This window comes from Actinoplanes sp. NPDC019969 (assembly GCF_055562375.1).
Map to the genome: position 1 here is coordinate 100,003 of NZ_JBVHFK010000013.1, position 18,965 is coordinate 118,967.

At 71.6% G+C, this 18,965-nt stretch carries 18 protein-coding genes and 1 pseudogene; 5 read left to right on the forward strand and 14 right to left on the reverse strand.

Going from position 1 to position 18,965, the window contains the following annotated elements:
• Window positions 1–731: 731 nt before the first annotated feature.
• Entirely contained in the window at window positions 732–986 is a 255-nt protein-coding gene (locus ACZ3II_RS33440) for a hypothetical protein (RefSeq protein ID WP_465522853.1), read from the reverse strand.
• Between the two features lie 105 nt (window positions 987–1,091).
• Window positions 1,092–2,447 (reverse strand): serine hydrolase domain-containing protein, encoded by a 1,356-nt coding sequence (locus ACZ3II_RS33445; protein WP_465522855.1) that lies wholly within the window; start codon window positions 2,445–2,447, stop codon window positions 1,092–1,094.
• 76 nt (window positions 2,448–2,523) lie between these two features.
• Here ACZ3II_RS33445 and ACZ3II_RS33450 point away from each other — a divergent pair, with 76 nt between their 5' ends.
• Together ACZ3II_RS33450 and ACZ3II_RS33455 are read left to right on the forward strand one after the other, a co-directional pair.
• On the forward strand, window positions 2,524–3,666 hold the full coding sequence (locus ACZ3II_RS33450; RefSeq protein WP_465522857.1) for a sensor histidine kinase: 1,143 nt from the start codon (window positions 2,524–2,526) through the stop codon (window positions 3,664–3,666).
• Window positions 3,667–3,716: 50 nt separating this feature from the next.
• A complete protein-coding gene (locus ACZ3II_RS33455) occupies window positions 3,717–4,448 on the forward strand; it encodes a response regulator (protein ID WP_465522859.1) in 732 nt (243 codons plus the stop codon).
• Here the strand turns inward: ACZ3II_RS33455 and ACZ3II_RS33460 are convergent.
• A complete protein-coding gene (locus ACZ3II_RS33460) occupies window positions 4,415–4,825 on the reverse strand; it encodes a winged helix-turn-helix transcriptional regulator (RefSeq protein WP_465522861.1) in 411 nt (136 codons plus the stop codon). The genes ACZ3II_RS33455 and ACZ3II_RS33460 overlap by 34 nt on opposite strands.
• 123 nt (window positions 4,826–4,948) lie before the next feature.
• Between ACZ3II_RS33460 and ACZ3II_RS33465 the strand changes: the two genes are divergently transcribed.
• A complete protein-coding gene (locus ACZ3II_RS33465; RefSeq protein WP_465522863.1) occupies window positions 4,949–5,851 on the forward strand; it encodes an aldo/keto reductase family oxidoreductase in 903 nt (300 codons plus the stop codon).
• Here ACZ3II_RS33465 and ACZ3II_RS33470 read toward each other — a convergent pair.
• From ACZ3II_RS33470 to ACZ3II_RS33490, 5 genes are all read right to left on the reverse strand, one after another.
• Window positions 5,815–6,510, reverse strand: a complete 696-nt coding sequence (locus ACZ3II_RS33470) for a carbonic anhydrase (protein WP_465522865.1) — start codon at window positions 6,508–6,510, stop codon at window positions 5,815–5,817. The two genes, ACZ3II_RS33465 and ACZ3II_RS33470, sit on opposite strands and share 37 nt — an antisense overlap.
• Window positions 6,511–6,604: 94 nt before the next feature.
• A complete protein-coding gene (locus ACZ3II_RS33475) occupies window positions 6,605–7,315 on the reverse strand; it encodes a hypothetical protein (protein ID WP_465522867.1) in 711 nt (236 codons plus the stop codon).
• A gap of 9 nt (window positions 7,316–7,324) precedes the next feature.
• Window positions 7,325–8,977 carry a serine/threonine-protein kinase gene (locus ACZ3II_RS33480; RefSeq protein ID WP_465522869.1) on the reverse strand — a complete coding sequence of 551 codons (1,653 nt, stop codon included), beginning with the start codon at window positions 8,975–8,977 and terminating at the stop codon, window positions 7,325–7,327.
• A gap of 121 nt (window positions 8,978–9,098) precedes the next feature.
• A complete protein-coding gene (locus ACZ3II_RS33485; protein ID WP_465522870.1) occupies window positions 9,099–9,260 on the reverse strand; it encodes a hypothetical protein in 162 nt (53 codons plus the stop codon).
• A 446-nt stretch (window positions 9,261–9,706) separates the two neighbouring features.
• Window positions 9,707–10,822, reverse strand: coding sequence for a LacI family DNA-binding transcriptional regulator (locus ACZ3II_RS33490; protein WP_465522871.1), 1,116 nt, complete (start codon window positions 10,820–10,822; stop codon window positions 9,707–9,709).
• A gap of 84 nt (window positions 10,823–10,906) precedes the next feature.
• Between ACZ3II_RS33490 and ACZ3II_RS33495 the strand changes: the two genes are divergently transcribed.
• A complete protein-coding gene (locus tag ACZ3II_RS33495) occupies window positions 10,907–12,298 on the forward strand; it encodes a DUF1996 domain-containing protein (protein WP_465522873.1) in 1,392 nt (463 codons plus the stop codon).
• A gap of 26 nt (window positions 12,299–12,324) precedes the next feature.
• Here ACZ3II_RS33495 and ACZ3II_RS33500 read toward each other — a convergent pair whose 3' ends face one another.
• The gene (locus ACZ3II_RS33500) at window positions 12,325–12,777 is read right to left on the reverse strand and encodes a DUF305 domain-containing protein (protein ID WP_465522875.1); all 453 of its coding nucleotides are present in this window, start codon (window positions 12,775–12,777) and stop codon (window positions 12,325–12,327) included.
• A 253-nt stretch (window positions 12,778–13,030) separates the two neighbouring features.
• Here ACZ3II_RS33500 and ACZ3II_RS33505 point away from each other — a divergent pair, with 253 nt between their 5' ends.
• A complete protein-coding gene (locus tag ACZ3II_RS33505; protein WP_465522877.1) occupies window positions 13,031–15,961 on the forward strand; it encodes a discoidin domain-containing protein in 2,931 nt (976 codons plus the stop codon).
• Here the strand turns inward: ACZ3II_RS33505 and ACZ3II_RS33510 are convergent.
• The 5 genes and pseudogenes from ACZ3II_RS33510 to ACZ3II_RS33530 all read right to left on the reverse strand — a co-directional run bounded on the left by ACZ3II_RS33510 (window position 15,958) and on the right by ACZ3II_RS33530 (window position 18,946).
• Complete coding sequence (locus tag ACZ3II_RS33510; RefSeq protein WP_465522879.1) at window positions 15,958–16,212, reverse strand: DUF4865 family protein; 255 nt, start codon at window positions 16,210–16,212, stop codon at window positions 15,958–15,960. The genes ACZ3II_RS33505 and ACZ3II_RS33510 overlap by 4 nt on opposite strands.
• 46 nt (window positions 16,213–16,258) lie before the next feature.
• Window positions 16,259–16,315, reverse strand: a pseudogene (locus ACZ3II_RS33515) (DUF4865 family protein); the annotation flags it as partial.
• 87 nt (window positions 16,316–16,402) lie between these two features.
• On the reverse strand, window positions 16,403–17,068 hold the full coding sequence (locus ACZ3II_RS33520) for a DnaJ domain-containing protein (protein WP_465522881.1): 666 nt from the start codon (window positions 17,066–17,068) through the stop codon (window positions 16,403–16,405).
• Window positions 17,065–17,796, reverse strand: a complete 732-nt coding sequence (locus tag ACZ3II_RS33525; RefSeq protein WP_465522883.1) for a hypothetical protein — start codon at window positions 17,794–17,796, stop codon at window positions 17,065–17,067. The genes ACZ3II_RS33520 and ACZ3II_RS33525 overlap by 4 nt, the downstream gene beginning before the upstream one ends.
• A 160-nt stretch (window positions 17,797–17,956) precedes the next feature.
• On the reverse strand, window positions 17,957–18,946 hold the full coding sequence (locus ACZ3II_RS33530; protein WP_465522885.1) for a hypothetical protein: 990 nt from the start codon (window positions 18,944–18,946) through the stop codon (window positions 17,957–17,959).
• Between the last annotated feature and the right edge of the window lie 19 nt (window positions 18,947–18,965).

The following is an 18,965-nucleotide window of genomic DNA, read 5'->3' on the forward strand; positions in this document are numbered from 1 at the left end:
CATCCAGCTGGTCGTGAGTGCTGTCTCGGGGTGGCCGAGACAGCCCTGACTCCCAGCCGCAACACCCCGGCTGGTTCTGCTGGCTGTCTCGGCCGTCGGGAGACAGCCGTGACGGCCAGCCGAACTTCGCTGGTTCTCGCGGCGGTCTCAGCCGTAGTGCCGGCCGGAAGACCCCGGCTGGTTCTCATGGCTGTCTCGATCGTCCGGAGACAGCCATGACACCAGCCGGAGGGCCCTCGCTGTCTCGGCCGTGGTGGGCGACCGGGGAACCGGTCATGAGGGGCCTTGAGGCAGCACTGAGCACCAGCCCGTGGGGTGATCAGTAGCGGAAGCGGCCGGCCAACTGGCGGAACTCGGCCGAGATCGCGGCAGCCTCTCGGTCGTCTTCGCAGCGAGTGGCCGATCGGCGTCGTTGGTCAGCGGGTTCTCGAGTAGCCCCATGGCGGCGTCGCCGACGGCGAACTGCTTCTGGGTATTCGCCGACACCGTGGCGTTCTCGGTGAACTGCCCGGGGATCGGGCCGACCGGCGTGCCCCGCAGGTCCAGCCGGGCACGATCCGGGTGGTGACGCCGCTCAACTGCTGGTCGGCGTTGTGCAGCCGCGGCAACGACTGCACCCCGACGGCCACCGAGACCAGGACGACGACGTGCTCCTTCGCGGGGACGCTACGGCCGGCGAGGCAGCGCGTCCCATCAACGGCGGAAGCCGCCGGGGATACGGGTGAAACGGGCTAACGGCGCTGCTCGGGCGGGCTGGCCGAGGGTCTCGCCCCCGGTTGCGGGGACAGGTTGGCGGCCCGTCGTGCGATCTCCCGGGCCTCGGCGGTGACCGCGTCCCCGAGCCGGTCCAGCCGCTCGGCGGTCTGCTGGTCCGGTGACGCGGCGGCGCTGCGATGCAGGGTGTCCTCGGCGCGTTCCAGATCCTCGGCGGTGTGACGCATCGACTCCGCGATCCGCCGGGCGTCCTGTGACGGTTCGATAGCCATGGACCCGCTTTACCCGTCGATCTTCATCCTGCACGTCCCACGGGTCACTGATGCAACAAATCGATCGTCAGGCGCCCGTCGGGGGCGGCGTTGCCCGGCGGCGGGTCAGTCCCCGTGATCGAGTCCTGGGGACGGCAGGGCGAGCCGCGCCGTGCGGATGATGACGACCACGACGCCGGTGACCGAGGCGACCGTGAGGAGCAGGGTGAACGTCGGGTACAGGTAGGCGGTCTGCAACCAGGAGATGTCGCGGCCGCGGTACAGGGCGCTGACGATCCGGTGCAGTTGGGTGAGCGTCACCAGTGGCAACAGCCAGAGCAGCGACGTGACGACGGATCGCCGGGAAGAGCGGATCGCGCGTACGCCCAGGAGCGCGACGGCCGGCGCCAGCAGAAGAAGGACGATGTCGACCAGGACCAGGGGAGTGGTGGCGGGTGGTGGGGTCCGCCCCTCGATCAGGTCGATGAGGCGGGCGCCGATCGCCTGCGCGTCCCGGTGCAGCGTGCCCGTGCCGGCCATGACCGCGACGCCGTGACCGCTGGCGGGCAGGACGGCCTGATAGGCGGTGAACGTCATCATGTCGCCGTCGTGATCGACCAGCCGTGCGCCGGACGGAGTGGCGCCGACCTGCCAGCCTAGCGCATACCCGCTGGTGGCGGCGGGGAGCGCACCGTCCTGGGCGATCAGCCAGGCGGCCATGTCACGGGCGGTGCTCAGCACCGCGCCCGAACCGGCCCCGAACGCCGGTGGCTCCGGCAGCGTGATGGGGATGCCGGCGACCATGAGGTGACCGCGGCTGCTCGCCGGCAGCTCATCGGCGGTGTCGACGGTCCGGCTGTCGGCCATGCCGAGCGGGGCGAAGACGTGCCGCCGCAGATGGTCGCCGAACGGCTCGCCGCTGACGACCTCGACGAGGCGGGCGGCGATCTGGAAGTTGGGATTGTGGTACGCGAAGCGGGTGCCCGGGTCGGTGGCGAGCCGCGCGGTGCGCATGGCGGCGACGGCTTCCCGCAGGTCGTGGGCCGGTGGCCGGCTGAACGAGGGATTCGTGCTGTCGGTGAGGCCCGACGTCTGGTCGAGCAGCTGCCGCACGGTGATCCGGCCGGCCCGGTCGTCGGCGAGGGTGAGCTCCGGCAGATGTCTGCGCACCGGGTCGTCCAGCCGGATGCCGTGGGAGGCGGTCAGCTGCAGGACGGCACGGGCCGTCATGGACTTGCTGACCGAGGCCACGGCCATGACGGTCCGGTCGGTGACCGGCTCGCCCCGGGCGGAGTGCCCGTAACCCGTGGCGTGGACGACCCGGGCGCCGTGGGTGACGGCGACGGCGACCCCGGGGACCCCGGTCTCGTCCCGGTAGGACGTCACCAGCGCGTCGATCATGGACGGGGTCAGGTCGGCGGTCGCCGTCGCCGGGGCGGCCGGGACGGCGAGGATCAGGGCGGTCAAGGTTCGGATCAGCACCGGGCAAGCGTGCTCGGCGAACCGGCGTGCCACATCGGACCACGGTCCGATGTTTTGCCCGGCGCCGGTCGATACCGTGACGACTGTGCTGATGTCCCGCCGGATCCCGCTGATCGTCGATGTGCTGCTCGCCGTCGCGGTCACGGTCGCCGCCGTGTTCCGGACCCCGGCCGCCGGTGTCGCGGTCTGGGCGCCGGCCGTGCTGCTCGGGTTGCCACTGGCCGGGCGCCGCCGGTGGCCGGAGCCGGTGCTGGCGGTCACCGCAGTGACCGCGGCCGTCGCCGTGCTGGCCGGCACGGGCGCCGACGTGGCGATGTGGGCCCTCGCGCTCGCGGTCTACCCGGTGGCCGTGTCGGCGCGCAGCCCGGCGTGGAGCCTGCCGGCCGCGCTGGCCGGGATCCTGCCGCCCGGCCTCGCCGACGCCGCCGGCGACGGGTTGCCGCTGATCCCGGCCCCGGACGGGGTGGAGTCGTTCAGCACGACACCGGCTGCCGCGGCCGCGACGAGCATCACCGTGATCACCGGCTCCTGGGCGCTGGCCCGGGCCGTCCGGGCCCGCCGCCGGCACGCCGCCGAGCTGGCGCGGCTGCGCACCGCCCAGGCGATCACCGAGGAGCGGTTGCGGATCGCCCGGGACGTGCACGACGTCGTCGGCCACAACCTGAGCCTGATCGCCATGGACGCCGCGGTCGCCCAGCACCTCGGCACCGGGCAGGACACGGCGCTGCGCACGATCGAGCGGGTGAGCCGGGCCGCCCTCAGCGAGGTCCGCACCGTGCTGGGCGACCTGCGCGCCGACGCGCCCGATGCGCCAGGCGTGCCTCGGGACGACGGGCCGGGTCTGGCCGGGGTGGATGCGCTGATCGACGCCGTCCGGTCGGCAGGAGTGCGGGTCACCGTGGACCGGTCGTCGGAGTCGGTGGTTCCGGCCGCCGTGCAGACGTCCGCCTTCCGCATCCTGCAGGAGGCGCTCACCAATGTGCGCAGGCACTCCGGTGCGGGCCGGTGCCACGTCACCATCAAGGCGTCCCCGGACGCGCTGAGTCTGTGCGTGACTGATGACGGCGACGGGTGCGACGGCCCGCCCGGGTTCGGTGTGGCGGGCATGCGTGAACGCGCCGGACTGCACGGCGGCACCCTGACGACGGGCCGGGATCCCGGCGGCGGTTTCACGGTTCGGGCGACCCTGCCGTACGCGACACGACCGGCGACGCCATGACCGCTGATGGGGGCACGGCCGATACGGCGGGCATTGCCGTGCCCGCTGACATGAGCGGCGGTGATGTCCGGGTGCTGCTCGCTGACGACGAGCCGTTGTTCCGGGCCACGGTGCGGCGGCTGCTCGACGCCAGCCCCGGCATCACCGTGGTCGCGGAAGCCGGCACCGGCGACGAGGCGGTCGGGCTCGCCGGGGAGCACCGGCCGGACGTGGTTCTGATGGACGTTCGGATGCCCGGTGGTGACGGCATCACCGCGACCGCGCGTCTCACCGACGGGCCGTGTCCGCCGCGGGTGCTCGTGCTCACCACGTTCGACCTCGACGACCACGTCTACCGGGCGTTGCGGGCCGGGGCCAGCGGTTTCCTCCTCAAGGACACCACGCCGGCGCGGCTGCTCGACGCCGTCCACATCGTGGCGGGCGGTGAAGCGCTGCTCGCGCCGAGCGTGACCCGCCGCCTCATCGCCGCCTTCGCCGGCCCGCGGTCCGACGCCCGGCCATTTCCGGACACGGCGCCGCGCTCGCTGACGGATCGGGGCTCGCGCGCGCATTCCGGGGCGGCGCTGGACGTGCTCGGGGAGGTGACGCCGCGGGAGCGGGAGGTGCTCGTGTTGATCACGCGGGGGCTGTCGAACGCGGAGATCCAGGAGGCTCTGCACATCAGCCGGGCCACGTTGAAGACACACGTCGGGCGGCTGCTCACCAAACTGGGTGCGCGGGACCGGGCGCAGCTGGTGATCGCCGGCTTTCAGGCGGGGCTGGCGCGGGACACCATGTCGTAGCCGGCACGGTGTGTGGACACCTCATCCATGTTCTGTTCGGCCCAGGACTTCAGGCCGCGCATCGTCCGGTGCAGGGACAGGCCCAGGTCGGTCAGCTCGTACGACACGGTGACCGGCACGGTCGGTGTCACGGTACGGCTGACCAGGCCGTCACGTTCCAGCGCGCGCAGTGTCTGGGTCAGCATCTTCTGACTGACGCCGGCGAGCAGGCGGGACAACTCCGAGTACCGCATGGGGGCGGGTTCGCCGGCGCAGTCCGGGCCGCTGCCCAGCGCGGACAGGATCAGGGTGACCCATTTGCCGGAGATCCGTTCGAGCAGCTTGTGGCTGGGGCAGGCTGCCAGGAACGCGTCGTACTCCGACTTGGCCGTAGTCATCGGCGATTCTCCCGCTGTGAGGGTGCGCTACGCACTTCGAAGTGCGTACTTCCCGATGGAGAGTAACCCTCCCATAGTTGGCAGGGCACCCGGCAACGACATCACGAATCATGAGGTACGGACATGTCCAGCACTTCTCTTCCCGGCGGCACCTGGACGCTCGGGGACCTGGACGTCACCCGCTTCGGGTACGGCGCCATGCAACTCGCCGGACCCTGGGTGATGGGACCGCCCGCCGACCGCGACGGGGCTCTCGCCGTGCTCCGGGAGGCGGTCGAGCTCGGGATCACCCACATCGACACCGCCGACGCGTACGGGCCGCGCGTCACCAACGAGCTGATCAGGGAGGCGCTTCACCCGTACCCCGCAAGTCTTCGCATCGCCACGAAGGTCGGCGCGAACCGTGACGAACAGGGTGGCTGGCCGCCCGCCCGGGACCCGCAGAGCCTGCGCCGGGCCGTGCACGACAACCTCGGCGTGCTCGGCCTCGACGCGCTCGACCTGGTCAACCTGCGGCTCGGCGACGCGGCGGGGCCGAAGCCCGGCTCGCTCGCCGAAGCGTTCAGCATCCTCGCCGAACTGCAGCGCGACGGCCTGATCCGGCACCTCGGCGTGAGCAACGCGACCGCCGAGCAGGTCGCCGAGGCGCAGGCCATCGCGCCGATCGTGTGCGTGCAGAACCTGTACAACCTGGCGCACCGGCACGACGACGACCTGATCGACGAGCTGGCCGGGCAGGGCGTCGCCTACGTGCCGTTCTTCCCGCTCGGCGGGTTCACCCCGCTGCAGTCGGAAGCGCTGTCGGCCGTGGCGGGGCGGCTGGATGCCACGCCGATGTCGGTGGCGCTGGCCTGGCTGCTGCAGCGGTCGCCGAACATCCTGCTGATCCCCGGGACGTCCTCGGTGGCGCACCTCCGTGAGAACGTCGCCGGGGCGGGACTGCAGCTGTCCGAGAAAGATCTGGCCGAACTGGGCGCGATCGGCAGCCGTCAGAGGACGGTGACGACGCCCGTGTCCAGGTCGTAGCGGGCGCCGACCACCGCCAGCTCCCGCCGCTCCGCCCTCTCCCGGACGATCTCGCTGCGCTCCAGCAGGGCCGCGACCTGGGCGCGGACGTTCGCCCGGACCGCCTGCTCGACACCGTCGGCGGCGTTCACGTAGGGCGTCACGATCGGGGTCAGCGCGTCGACGATGGTCTGGATGTGACCGGGCGCCGAGGTGCCGGTCTTGACCGCGTTGATCGTCGCGGAGATCGCGCCGCACCGCTCGTGACCGAGAACGACCACGAGCGGCGGCGCGAACTCCTCGATCGCGTACTCCATGCTGCCGAGCAGCAGGTCGTCGACGATGTTGCCGGCCACCCGGTCGTCGAACAGGTCACCGATGCCCTGGTCGAACAACAGCTCCGGCGACACCCGCGAGTCGGCGCAGCCGAGCAGCACCGCGAACGGATGCTGGCCGGTGGACACCTCGTGCAGGCGGCGCACCGTCTGGTGCGGGTGCCGGGCGTGGCCGGAGACGAAGCGGCGGTTGCCGTCCAGCAGGGCCTTCAGCGCGGCGCGCGGGGTGCTGGGAGTGGCGGTGGCGGCGGCGGCCGGTGACGCGGCCGTCCCGACCGCGATCGAGCCGGCGACAGCCCCGCCGGCGGTGAACAGCGCACGACGGCGGAGGGATGAGTCGATCATCGGATCTCCAAATCGGGATGAGAATCCGAATCCTCCTCCCGTCCGTCCCGGGTGGACAGCCCCGAAACCTGCGACGGTCGACACAGCCGGTGCGTCAGTTGCCACCGCAGCGGTAGGAGACCTCGGTCCCGGCCTGGATCGGCGACGGGTCGATGATGTTGACGATGGCGGTCTCCGTGGCCGTGCCGACCCCGCTGAACGACCAGTTCAGCGTCAGCGAGGCGGTGTTCTGGCCACGGGGGACCTGTTCGGTGAGCACCGCGCTCGGTGGCGCGTCCGAACGGAGCCACTGATAGCGGATCTCCCCGCTCCTGCCGTTGGTCTGGACGGTCGCGACCACGGCGACGGTGACGTCACAGCGGGCTCCGGCGGGCTGCGGCACCGCGATCGTGACGCCTCGCACCTCGAGCGGGCTGAGCCGCTGCCAGATGGAGAAGCCGACCACGCCGACCAGCGCGAGCGTCAGCAGGCCGGAGAGCAGCGACGTCAGGCGGCGCCACATCGGGCGGCGGGCGGTGGCGCGGCCGGGCCAGGCGGGAGCGGCTGCCGGGGCCACCGGCACACCGGGTCCGAAGCGGACTTCTTTCCGGGTACGTACGGTCGGCGCGGCATGTTCCTGCCCGCCGAGGTGAACCGTCTGACTCGAAGCGCTCAGGTGGACGGTCTGGCCAGGATCTGCGGGGTACGGGGTGGCGCCGTTGAAGCTCACCGTGGCGGCGGGACGGTTGATGGTCGCCCACGGATCGGCGGGCACCGGCATGGTCCGGCCCTCGGTGGGCTCCTCAGGCCTTGGCGCAGTGGACACGGTGATCTCCTAGCCGGGGGTGCAGACGACGTCGAGGGTCACGTACGCCGGTGACGCCGACCGGGCCGCGTTCCCCGCCGCGTCCGAGGCGACGACGGCGACCGCGATCCGGGTGACCGACCGGGGCGACGGCAGCGGGCCCAGCGTGCCCTGGAAGACGTTCCGGCCCACCGGGCTCATCGCGACGGTCGAGGTGGAACCGTTCAAGGAGTACCGGAACCCGACGTCCAGCGCCGCCGGTTCACTGCCGTCGTCCGAGACGGTGACCGAGATGGTGCTCGTCCGGTTGCCGTACCGGCAGTTCTCCGCCTCCAGCGCCGCCGGTTTCGCGCTGACCGAGCCGACAGTGGGCGCGGTCGTGTCGGACGGCGGCGCCGAGGTCGTGGTGGTCGGGCTCGGGGTGGTGGGCGAGGCGGCCGGGGAGGTCGTCGGCGCTTTGGTGGTCGGCGTCGGGCTGGTTGGCGTGGTGGTGGTAGTGGTAGTCGCCGGGGCGACCGGGGTCGGCGAACTGGACGGATCGGCCGGGACCGGCGGCTGCGACGAGACGGACGGTACGGCCGCACCGGTCGTCGCCGGGTCCACGATCGTGCTCGCCTGGCCGGCGGTGATCACCGGCTCGTCCTCGGCCGCGGCGGCGTACCGGTATCCCGCCGCACCCACCAGCAGCACCGCGACCAGCGCACCGCCGGCCAGGGTCATCGTCCGGTCACGCCGCAGGCCGCCGCCACGACGGGCCGCTGCGCTGCTCACCGTGGTGGAGGCGAAACTGGTCCCACCGCCGGCGCTGTCCGGGAACGGCCACAACGCCGCCAGCAGCGCCGCGCGCCGGGCCAGCTCACGAAGGCCGCGGTCCTCCCAGTCCGGGCCGTACGCCGTACCCGCGATCTCCTCCAGGATGTCCAGGAACGCGACGGCGTGCGGTGGCCGGTCGGCAGCACGTTTGGCCAGCCCCTGCCGCAGCAACCCGTGCACCGGCGGCGGCGCCGGGTCCGTCGGGATGGGCGCGTGGGCATGCTGGTCGTGCAGCGCGAACAGGTTCGCCCCGTCGAACGGCGGACGACCGGTGAGACACTCGAAGAACGTGGCGGTGGCCGCGTACACATCGCAGGCAGGGGTCGCGGGAGCGCCCGTCCACTGCTCGGGAGCCATGTACCGGGGTGTGCCGGTGACGACCGTACCGGTGCTCCGCCCGACCGGCACCGCGATGCCGAAGTCCGCGAGCTTGCTCAGACCCTCGCCGGTGACCAGCACGTTCTCCGGCTTGTAGTCCCGGTGCACGACACCGTGGGCATGCGCCGCCGCCAGCCCGGCGAGGGAACCCTTCAGCACGCAGAGCGCCGCCTCGGGGGTGGTCGGGCCGTGCTCGCGCAGCATCGCCCGCAGCGACACCCCGTCGACCAGCTCCATCACGATCGCGGCGCCGTCAGCGGACTCGACGTACTCGTACAGCCGGGAGATGTTCGGATCGTCGATCTGCCCGAGCAGCTCCGCCTCGCGCCGGAACGCCGCCCGGAACTCGGCGTCGTCCCCGAGCACCCGCGTCAGATACTTGATCGCGACCGGCGTGCCCGTGTCGTCATGGGTGGCGAGCACGACACTGCCCGACGCGCCGGCGCCGAGCTGACGAACCGACGTGTAGCCGGACAGCTGCCAGCCGCTCATTCCCACCCCACCGTCCAGGGCGGATGCAGGTCTCCGCCGCGCCGCCCATTATGGGCACGCGGCCGCTACCGCAGGTGCGCCCGAACGGCTGCTGTCGGGGAACGGACAGGCGGCGGTGGTTTCATCGGCGCAGCGTCTGACGGCCCTTCACGAAGCCGAGCACGACGGTGGCGAGCAGAGCGATCAGTCCGATGATCAGCAGCCACTTCACGGCCTTCAGGAACAGGCCGAGAAGGATCAGCACCACCGCGACGACGGCCAGGGTGGTCAGCAGAGCACGCATGTCTTTCTCCTCCGAGTGGGAACGTGCCTGGGTTGCCCCGTTTGTGGACGCCCCAACCGCGCCGCAGTTCCGCCGACCGGCCGAGGGCGGCAGCAGCCAAGTTGGCAGCGGCTGAGGGCGGTAACGGCTGGGGTTGTCGGCCGTCGTTGGGGCTGCCTACCGGCGGTCGGTGGCCGGGCTGGGCGACGGCTGGGGTTGTCGGCCGTCGTTGGGGCTGCCTACCGGCCGTCCGTGGCCGGGCTGGGCGACGGCTGGCATCGGCGGCCGTCGCTGAGGCCGCTTTCCGGGCGGCCGTGTGGTGGTGCGGCTGGGGGTGGCAGCGGTTCAGGGTGGGCAGCAGCCGCGGCCGCTTGCGATGCTGGCCGGGGCGGCGGGTTGGCTGGCTCTCATGGCTGTCTCGAGGCGGTGGAGACAGCCATGAGAGCCAGCCGGGGGTAGCGGTGAGATCAGGCGGTGGCGCGGGGGATCAGGGCGGGCTCGTAGATCATCGAGGCGACCGGCGTCCCGGGAGCGTCGACGCGGGTCAGCAGCATGCGGGCCGCCTCGGCGGACATGTCCTCCAACGGGTGCCGGATCGTGGTGAGGGCCGGGTCGGCGGCGGTGGCGGCGCTGCTGTCGTCGAAACCGACCACCGCCACGTCGTCGGGAACGCGCAGGCAGGCGTCGCGCAGGGCGGCCAGGGCGCCCAGGGCCATCAGATCGTTCGCCACGAAGACGGCGTCGATGCTCGGGTGGGCGGCCAGCAGCGTACGCATCGCGGTCTCGCCGCTGTCGCGGGTGAAGTTGCCGGTCTCGTGCGGGAGCCAGGGATGCCCGTGACGGGCCATGGCGCGCCGGAAACCGGTGATCCGGTCGACGCTGGCGGGCACGTCGGCGGGACCGGAGATGATCGCGGGACGGCGGCAGCCGCGGGTGGCGAGCCGGTCGGCGGCGAGCGTGGCGCCGCCCTCGTTGTCCAGGTCCACGTAGCTGATCGGGACCGGGACAGCCGGGCGGCCGATCAGCACGGCGGGGATGCCGGCGTCGGCCAGTAGCCCGGGCAGCGCGTCCCGCGGCGGCAGGGACAGCACCACGGCGCCGTCGGCCTGGCCGTTACGCAGGTCGCCGACCAGGCGTTTGTGCCCGTCGGCGCCGACCATCTGCAGGGCCAGCCGCATCCCGGCGGGACGCAGCACGCTCATCAGGCCGCCGACGACCCGGCCGAAGTAGGGGTCGGAGAAGAACCGGCTCATGAACGGGTCGTCGTCATGGGTCTCGTTGTCGGAGACGACCAGGGCGACGGTGCCGGTGCGGCGGGTGACCAGCGAGCGGGCGACGCCGTTGGGCACGTAACCGGTCTGGTCGACGGCGGTCCACACCTGCTGGTGCAATTGCGGGTCGACGTTGCGGATGCCGTTGATGACGCGGGACACGGTGGCCCGCGAGACCCCGGCCATCCGGGCCACATCTTCAAGGGTGGGCAACCGCCGGCTCTGCATGCCGACGTTTATAGCACGCCGGAGAGCGCTTTCCCGACCTTGTCCACAGAGGCGGGAGCAAGCGGTTCCGGAACCCCGATTCATTGACGTACGTGCTACCGGAGCCCACGATGGGAAAGCGCTCTCCAAGCGTCGTCCCCCCCGTCCCCGCACACCTTGGAGACCCCCGTGCGACAACGCATCCTGGCGCCCGCGTGCGCTGCCCTGCTGACCGCCGCGCTACTCGTGGCAGCCGGCAACCAGTCCGCCGCCGCCGCGGACACCCTGCTCTCCCAGGGCAAACCCGCCCTCGCCTCGTCGGTGGAGAACGGCGAGGCCCCCGCTGTCGCCGCCGTCGACGGCCGTCCCGACACCCGCTGGGGAAGCCAGTGGGCCGACCCGCAGTGGCTGCGCGTCGACCTGGGCGCCACCGCCACCATCAACCGGGTCGTGCTGCAGTGGGAAGCCGCGTACGCCAAGGCGTACCAGATCCAGACCTCAGCCGACGGCGTCACCTGGACCACCGTCCTCTCGAAGACCGATGGCGCCGGCGGCGCCGCGGCACACGCCGTGAACGGCACCGGCCGGTACGTGCGGATGTACGGCACCCAGCGCGGCACCGGCTACGGCTACTCGCTGTACGAGTTCCAGGTCTACGGCACCTCCACGGTGACTCCGCCGCCGACCGACGGGTCCGGCTACGTCTCCGCGAACCCGCCGGTCACCGGCGTCGTCCCGTCCACCGCGATCCCGCCGGCCACGAACCCGCCGGTCACCCACCGCGAGTTCCAGGCGAACTGCTCGGTGAGCCGGTCCAACCTGAACGACGATCCGATCGTGTTCCCGAACCTGCCGGGCGCCTCGCACTCGCACACGTTCATGGGAAACCGGACCACCAACGCTGCCTCGACCCTGGCGTCGTTGCAGGCCGGCGGCACGTCGTGCGTCACGCCCGGTGACAGGACCGGCTACTGGATGCCGACGCTCTACCACGGTGACCAGGCGGTCCAGCCGGACGGGCCGCAGGTCATCTACTACAAGAGCGGTGTCATCGACTACCGCAGCGTGCGGCCGTTCCCCCCGGGGCTGCGCTATGTGGTCGGCAGCCCGACCGCCACCCAGGAGGAGTTCCGGAACGCGCCCGGCGCCGTCGAGGGCTTCGAGTGCGGGAACAGCGCGTTCAACTGGGACATCCCGGCGAACTGCCCGGCCGGAACCCAGCTGAACGTCCGTTACCAGGCGCCGAGCTGCTGGAACGGCCTGCACCTGGACTCGCCGGATCACAAGAGCCACATGGCGTACCCGGTCAACGGGGTCTGCCCGGTCTCCCACCCGGTCGCCGTTCCCATGATCGAGTTCAAGATGGCGTGGCCGGTCAGCGGGAACATGAGCGCGGTCCGGTTCGCCAGCGGGCGCGGGTTCTCGTTCCACTACGACGTCTACAACGTGTGGGAGCCGCCGATCCTCGCCGCGCTGGTGCGGCATTGCATCAACGGGGGTCTGCAATGCAACCCGCGCGGCTTCGACCAGTACAAGCCGGACAGGGGTGCCGCGCTGAACGAGCAATACCAGTTGCCCTGACAGATCACGCGTGTTGAGTTCGGCCGCTATGCGCGCCCGAACTCAACACGCAGAATGGTTTGCCGGGTCTGGGAAACGCGTGCGGCGAGAGATACCGTGCGGTTCTCCAGCCCGGTGGACTGTTCGCTGTCCGCCAATTTCGCGCCCTGTTCCAGATGGGCGCGCAGGCGCTCGCGGATCATCGTGTCGCGCGCTTCTCCGTGCAGCCGGGTGGCCGCGGTGACGTCCTCCGCGGTCACCATGCCGGGCATCGGCATGCCCTTGTGCGGGTTCTCCGCGGGCAGGCCGGCCTCCTCGTGCAGGCGCCGTAGCTCGATCAGCTCGGCCACGGTCAACGTCTTGACCTGCTGTGACGTCTCATGGAGCGGGGAATCGGGCTCGACCAGCTCCAGCAGGGGAAGCACCTGCTCGTTCATGGCGATGGTGATCTCGATCCAGGACCGGTCGGTGCCGCCGAAGACCGGCGCGGCGGACGGCATCGGCGCTGCCGGGCCGCCGCCGCACCCAGCGGAAAGAAGCAGAACGGCGGAAAGCAACAGAGCGGCGAGAGCAGGGCGAGCGACGGGGGAAGGCCGAGCGGCGAGGAAAGCGGAGAGGCGGCGGGGCATTTTCGCAGTCTCCGGTTCCGGAACTATTCATGTCAATGGCGAAGTGTTGACCCGGCGGCAACGCGAGGGAAACAATCGGAGCGCTTGGAGAGCGCTTTCCAGACCCCGACTCATTGGTGTGACCATGCATAGACGGCTATTCCTCATCGCCGCCCTCATCCTGGGGCTCGGCGCCGCGGCCCCCGCTGCCGCCGCCGACGTGCCGCTGTCCCAGGGCAAGCCGGCCACCGCCTCGTCGCAGGAGGTGGCCGGACCCGGCTACAGCCCCGCCAACGCCTTCGACGGCGACCCCGCCACCCGCTGGTCCAGCGCCTTCACCGACCCCCAGTGGATTCAGGTGGACCTGGGCGCGACGGTCCCGATCGGCCGGGTCGTGCTGCAGTGGGAGGGCGCGTACGGCAAGGCGTACCAGATCCAGACCTCAAGCGACGCCGCCACCTGGACCACCGCCAAGACCGTGCGTGATGGCGCCGGGGGCACGGAGACCCACGACATCACGGCCGTCGGGCGATATGTCCGGCTTGCCGGTACGCAGCGTGGCACCGGCTACGGCTACTCCCTGTGGGAGTTCGCCGTCTATCGAGCGAGCCAAGCGGACAGCTTCACCACCATCTGGACCGACACCTTCGACGGCTCCAGGCTCGACACCGGAAACTGGCTGCTGCGCACCGGCACCCAGTACCCCGGCGGCGCCGCCCACTGGGGCACCGGCTCCGTCGAGACCGCCACCGAGTCCAACGTCGCCCTCGACGGCAACGGCAGACTGAACATCACCGCTCGCCGGGACGGCGCCGGCAACTGGACCTCCGGCCGGATCGAGACCCAGCGCGCCGACTTCACCCCGCAGCCGGGCGAGCAGCTGAAATTCACCGCCGTCCTGAAGCAGCCGGACGTCGCGAACGCCGCCGGTTACTGGCCGGGCTTCCGGGCCACCGGGGCCGCGTACCGGGGGAACTTCACCAACTGGCCGGGCGTCGGCGAGACCGACATCATGACCGGCGTCAACGGCCGCGACCAGCTCTCCCAGACGCTGCACTGCGGGACCGCGCCGGGCGGCCCGTGCAACGAGTACGACGGCCGGTCCTCCGGGTTCGCGTCGTGCACCGGCTGTCAGAGCGGCTACCACGAGTACACCCAGATCATCGACCGGACGAAGACCGACGAGGAGATCCGGTTCTATCTGGACGGCAGGCAGACCTGGGTGGTCCGCGAGTCGCAGGTCGGCGTCGCGGCCTGGCAGGCTGCCGTGCACCACGGCTTCTACCTGCGGTTCGACCTGGCGATCGGTGGCTCCCTGCCGAACGCGATCGCCGGATCCACCACCCCGACACCGCAGACCACCTCGGGCGGGGTCCTCAGTGTCGACTCGGTGACGGTCGCGAAGGCCACCGGCAGCACCGCTCCGGCGATGACCGATCCGCCGGTCCCGGCCGGGCCGAGTGTCGTCAAGGTCGCCGGTGGCCAGGGCAACTGGCGGCTCACCGTCGACGGGTCCCCGTGGGAGATCAAGGGCATGACGTACGGGCCGCCGCAGGCCGCCGCCGACGGGTACATGCGCGACCTGAGGAACATGGGCGTCAACACGATCCGCATCTGGGGGCCGGACGCGAACACCCCGTACCTCCTCGACACCGCGGCCCGGCACGGGATCAAGGTGATCGTCGGCCTGTGGCTCAACCACGGGACCGACTACGTGAACGACACCGCCTACAAGACCGCGGTGAAGGCCGAGATCGTCGCCACGGTGAACGAGCTGAAGGGCCGGTCCGGGGTGCTGCTCTGGGACGTCGGCAACGAGGTCATCCTGGAGATGCAGAACTACGGGCTGGCCGCCGACGTGGTGGAGGCGCGGCGGGTCGCGTACGCCAGGTTCGTCAATGAGGTGACCGAGGCGATCCACGCCGCCGATGCGAACCACCCGGTCACGTCGACCGATGCGTACACCCATGCCTGGACGTACTACAAGCCGCACGCGCCGGCGCTCGATCTGCTGGCCGTCAACTCGTACGGCGCCGTTGACACCGTGAAACGGGACTGGATCGCCGGCGGGTACACCAAGCCGTACATCCTCACCGAAGGTGGCCCGGCGGGGGAGTGGGAGGTGCCCGACGACGTCAACGGGGTGCCTGAAGAGCCGACCGACCTGCAGAAACGTGCGGGGTACGCGTACAGCTGGAACGCGATCAAGGGGCATCCGGGGGTGGCGCTCGGGGCGACCGAGTTCCACTACGGCATCGAGAACGACTTCGGCGGGGTCTGGCTCAACACCACGACCGGTGGCTGGCGGCGGCACGGGTACCACGCGATGCGCCAGGCGTACACCGGGCAGCCCGCACCGAACACCCCGCCGGAGATCACCGCGATGACCGTCGGATCGCCGACCGCCGTACCCGCGGGTGGCACTTTCATCGTCAACGCGACGGTGACCGACCCGCAGGGCGACCTGATCCGCTACCAGCTGATGGCGAGCGACAAACACATCAACGGCAACCGCGGCCTGCGGCATCTGGCCTTCCGCCAGACCGGCGACGGGGCTTTCACGGTACGGGCGCCGGAGACCCTGGGCGTCTGGAAGATCTATGTGTACGCCTACGACGGTCACGGGAACGTCGGCATCGAGCAGCGCTCGTTCAAGGTCGTCCCGCCCGCAGCTCCCGGCGCCGACCTGTCCCGGGGCCGGCCGGTGACGGCGTCCACCTACCAGCCGACCGGCACGAACGGGCCGCAGCTGCCGTCGTACGCGGTCGACGGCGACTACGGCACCCGCTGGGCCAGCGAATGGGTCGACACCGCGTGGCTGCGGGTGGACCTCGGGTCGGTGCAGTCGTTCGACCGGGTGCGGCTGGCGTGGGAGGCGGCGTACGCGAAGGCGTACACCGTCCAGGTCTCCGACGACGGCGCCACCTGGCGGACCGTCCACGAGACCACCGCGGGTGACGGCGGCTTCGACGAACTCACCGTCGCCGGGACCGGGCGCTACGTCCGGGTCGACGCCACTTCCCGGGCGACGGCGTACGGCTACTCGCTCTACGAGTTCGGGGTCTACCGCACCTAGGCACCGCAGTGGGCGGGCGGCACGTGCTGCCCGCCCACTCCCGGTCCGGACAGGTGCAGGACCTCGTACCGTTCGGTGGCCGCCTCGCCGTCCGGCACGGCGTCGCGCCACAACACGAACCGGACCAGGTCCCAGCGCGCCGGATCCACCGCGAGCACCGCCGTGTGCGCGCCGTCCCGCCCGGCCAGCGCGCGGGTCCGCTCGATCTCCTCGCCGACCACGTCGCTGAGGTCCCGCTCGTCCGCCGCCACCGGCGTGATCAGCCCGGCCGCGCTCGCCGGAGGCTCGGCGGCCGCCGACGGCGACCCGCTTGCGGATGATCTCCATGTCGTAGTCGGCCGGCAGGGTGAGCTCGTACTGCTTCGTATACGTGCGAGATTCCTATCAGAAGCGGCGACAGCGGCATCCGGCGTACGGCTGCTCGCTCGACGAGTGCGGCGTCTACCGCGCCTGACCCGGCGCCGGTGACTGCAGGGTGGTCAACGTCGGCGCGCAGCACAGCAGGACGACGGCGAGGGCGCTCAGGGCCAGTGCGGTCCAGGCGAGAGCGGCGCCCCGCTGCCCGGTCCGCGGGATCTGGGTGAGCGCGACGATCGCCAGGGGGAAACCGACCGGCACGCACAGCGTCAGGGTCAGCACCAGCGAGGCGATCGCGAAACCGTTCCAGGTCGGCGGCGGTGGCGGTGGATACGGCCACGGCGGTACGACGGCAGGGGCGGGACCGTGTTGCGCGTAGTGCCATTGCGGGGGTTCGGGAATGAAGCCCTGCGTCCATGGCGGTTCCGGTTCCGGTGCGGGCTCGGTGAAGGCCGGGCCGGAACCGGACTCCCATGAGTACGGATCGGTGTATTCCTCCGGCTCGGGATCGGGTTCGGCCGCCTGCCGCAGCCGTGCGGCGTAGGCGGCCGCCCGCTCCGGGGACGACAGGATCTCGTACGCGAGACTGATCCCCTTGAACCGTGCGGTGTCGCCGGTGGGGCTGTCCGGGTGGTACCGCTTCGCCAGCGGCCGGAACGCCTGCTGCAACTGCTTGGGGGAGGCGTCCCGCGGCACCCCGAGCAACTGCCACGGGTCCGCCCCGTTCAGGTTCTCGAAGTCACGCCTCACCCGGTGGCCACCCGGGCATGCCGGCAGATCAGATCCCAGGATGCCAGATGCGGCGGCCCGGCCGGCCCGACCCGGCGGCCGGAGAGGAACATGACGTTCGCCTGGCCGGCCAGGTAGCACCACATGTTCAGATCCTCGGCGCTGCCGTGATAGAAGTAGTCGCTGTCGACCACCGGGTCACCGGCGGCGAACGGGCCCTGCATCCGCTGCTGGGCCTCCACGGGCAGATTTCCGAGGAAACCTCGCAGGTCCGCGCTGATGGCCAGGCCGGGCGAGGGCGGCGCGGTCCCGGGGCCGGACGGTGCCGTGGCCGGGCCGCCACTGCCTGCTCGCGGCGGGGACGGGTGCTGCCGGACCGGGGCGTACCGCAGCGACCCGGGAACCAAACGGTACGGGCGGACCCGTTGCACCGGGCTGCCGGTGTTGCTGCGCAGCGGTGTGGTCACCACGAGCGCATGCGGACCGAGGACGACAGCGTAGGCCCGCTCCCGTTCCACTCCGTGCCGGTACGCCCACCACTCGATCGCGGGCCCGGCCTTGTCGGCGATCTGCGCCTTGACCTTGTCGCTCAGTTCGTTCCACCAGTATTCGCGGTCATGGTCCTGCACGAAGCCGAGCTTGCGCGCCTCGTGCACCGGCGGCGCAGCCGGACGGCGGGCCGGCGAGCGCTCGGGGTCATCACGCTGAACGCTGCCACCGTGGAATCTGTCGGGAAGGTTGTGGCTCACGACGTCTCCTGCATCCCTGGTCCGGCGGAACCGCCTCCCCGACATCGTATGTCCACAATCGATCTTCATGGGGGCGAGCGGAGTCAGGTGCGGGCCCGCCTCGGCCATGCCCGGCGGCTCCCTCCTCTGCGGGGGGTGGAGGCCGCCGGGCGGCGGCCGGTTACAGGTCGGCCTCGCCTGCCGCGTCTGCTGCCCGGACGGCGGCAGAGTGACGCGAGTCGGCACGCTCGCGCGCGTTCTCCGGCCGCGGAACGGCCGTCGCGCGGGACTGGCCGGACCGGGCGGCAGCGGACGGGGAGGCAGCAGACGGGGCCCCGATCACTCCGCCGCGGATCCGGTTGTTCGTGGCGATCACCGCCGCCGGATCGTTGGTGTGTGCGGTCAGCACCCCCTGGATGAGGTTGCCGTCGAGGGTGGCCGCACCGGTGGTGTTGGTGACACTCACGTCGCCGCCGAAGTATCCGCCGGAGGCACAGCTGTCGAGAACCCCGTTCGGGCCGAGCTGTACGCCGCCGACGTTGCCGGCGAACGTGGACCTGCCACGGACTGCGCTGCCGCAGACCACCGCGCCGGTGGCGCTGTTGAGCACCGACAGGGCGCCGTCGACGAACGAGTCGTGCAGGTCGGTGTAGTGGGTGCCGGAGCTGGTGAGGCTGCCGGTGACCTGGGTGCCGTCGCCGAGACGCACCTCGCCGGCCTGGGCGCTGACGGTGCCGGCGATGCGCGCGTTCTCGGTGAACAGGAAACTGTCCACGGTGGTGGCGCCTTTCGGGCGGACGGTGACGGCGCCGCTGCCGCTGTCCTTGAGGTAGACGCCGTAGCCGCCGGCGGCGAGGACGACGGCGCCGCCGATGGTGGTGCCGCGGGCGTCGAGGTAGCCGTCGGCGGACACGCGGACGGTGCCGTCGGCCCGGCCGCCGTCGATGACCAGGTTGGCCCCGGCGGCGACGGTGATGTTGCCGGTGACCACGGTGCCGGTGAGCGCGCACGACTCGCCGGCGGGGACGTACAGGTCGTTGGGGACGGTCACTGCGCCGCCGGTGCCGACGCAGTGCGTGACCAGGCCGGCGTTCGCCCCGGTGGGCGGGGCGATCAGGGATCCGGCGACGACGGCGGCGGTGAGAGCGGCGAGGGCGGTGGTACGTCGCATGGTGGCGCTCCTGGGGGTG

Bases quoted from the DNA above. Each gene is read 5' to 3' on its own strand.
- ACZ3II_RS33485 (WP_465522870.1), bottom strand. From the start codon at position 9,260: ATGCGTGCTCTGCTGACCACCCTGGCCGTCGTCGCGGTGGTGCTGATC.
- ACZ3II_RS33440 (WP_465522853.1), bottom strand. From the start codon at position 986: ATGGCTATCGAACCGTCACAGGACGCCCGGCGGATCGCGGAGTCGATG.
- ACZ3II_RS33505 (WP_465522877.1), top strand. From the start codon at position 13,031: ATGCATAGACGGCTATTCCTCATCGCCGCCCTCATCCTGGGGCTCGGC.
- ACZ3II_RS33530 (WP_465522885.1), bottom strand. From the start codon at position 18,946: ATGCGACGTACCACCGCCCTCGCCGCTCTCACCGCCGCCGTCGTCGCC.
- ACZ3II_RS33490 (WP_465522871.1), bottom strand. From the start codon at position 10,822: ATGAATCGGGGTTCCGGAACCGCTTGCTCCCGCCTCTGTGGACAAGGT.
- ACZ3II_RS33500 (WP_465522875.1), bottom strand. From the start codon at position 12,777: ATGCCGTCCGCCGCGCCGGTCTTCGGCGGCACCGACCGGTCCTGGATC.
- ACZ3II_RS33460 (WP_465522861.1), bottom strand. From the start codon at position 4,825: ATGACTACGGCCAAGTCGGAGTACGACGCGTTCCTGGCAGCCTGCCCC.
- ACZ3II_RS33465 (WP_465522863.1), top strand. From the start codon at position 4,949: ATGTCCAGCACTTCTCTTCCCGGCGGCACCTGGACGCTCGGGGACCTG.
- ACZ3II_RS33470 (WP_465522865.1), bottom strand. From the start codon at position 6,510: ATGATCGACTCATCCCTCCGCCGTCGTGCGCTGTTCACCGCCGGCGGG.
- ACZ3II_RS33480 (WP_465522869.1), bottom strand. From the start codon at position 8,977: ATGAGCGGCTGGCAGCTGTCCGGCTACACGTCGGTTCGTCAGCTCGGC.
- ACZ3II_RS33455 (WP_465522859.1), top strand. From the start codon at position 3,717: ATGAGCGGCGGTGATGTCCGGGTGCTGCTCGCTGACGACGAGCCGTTG.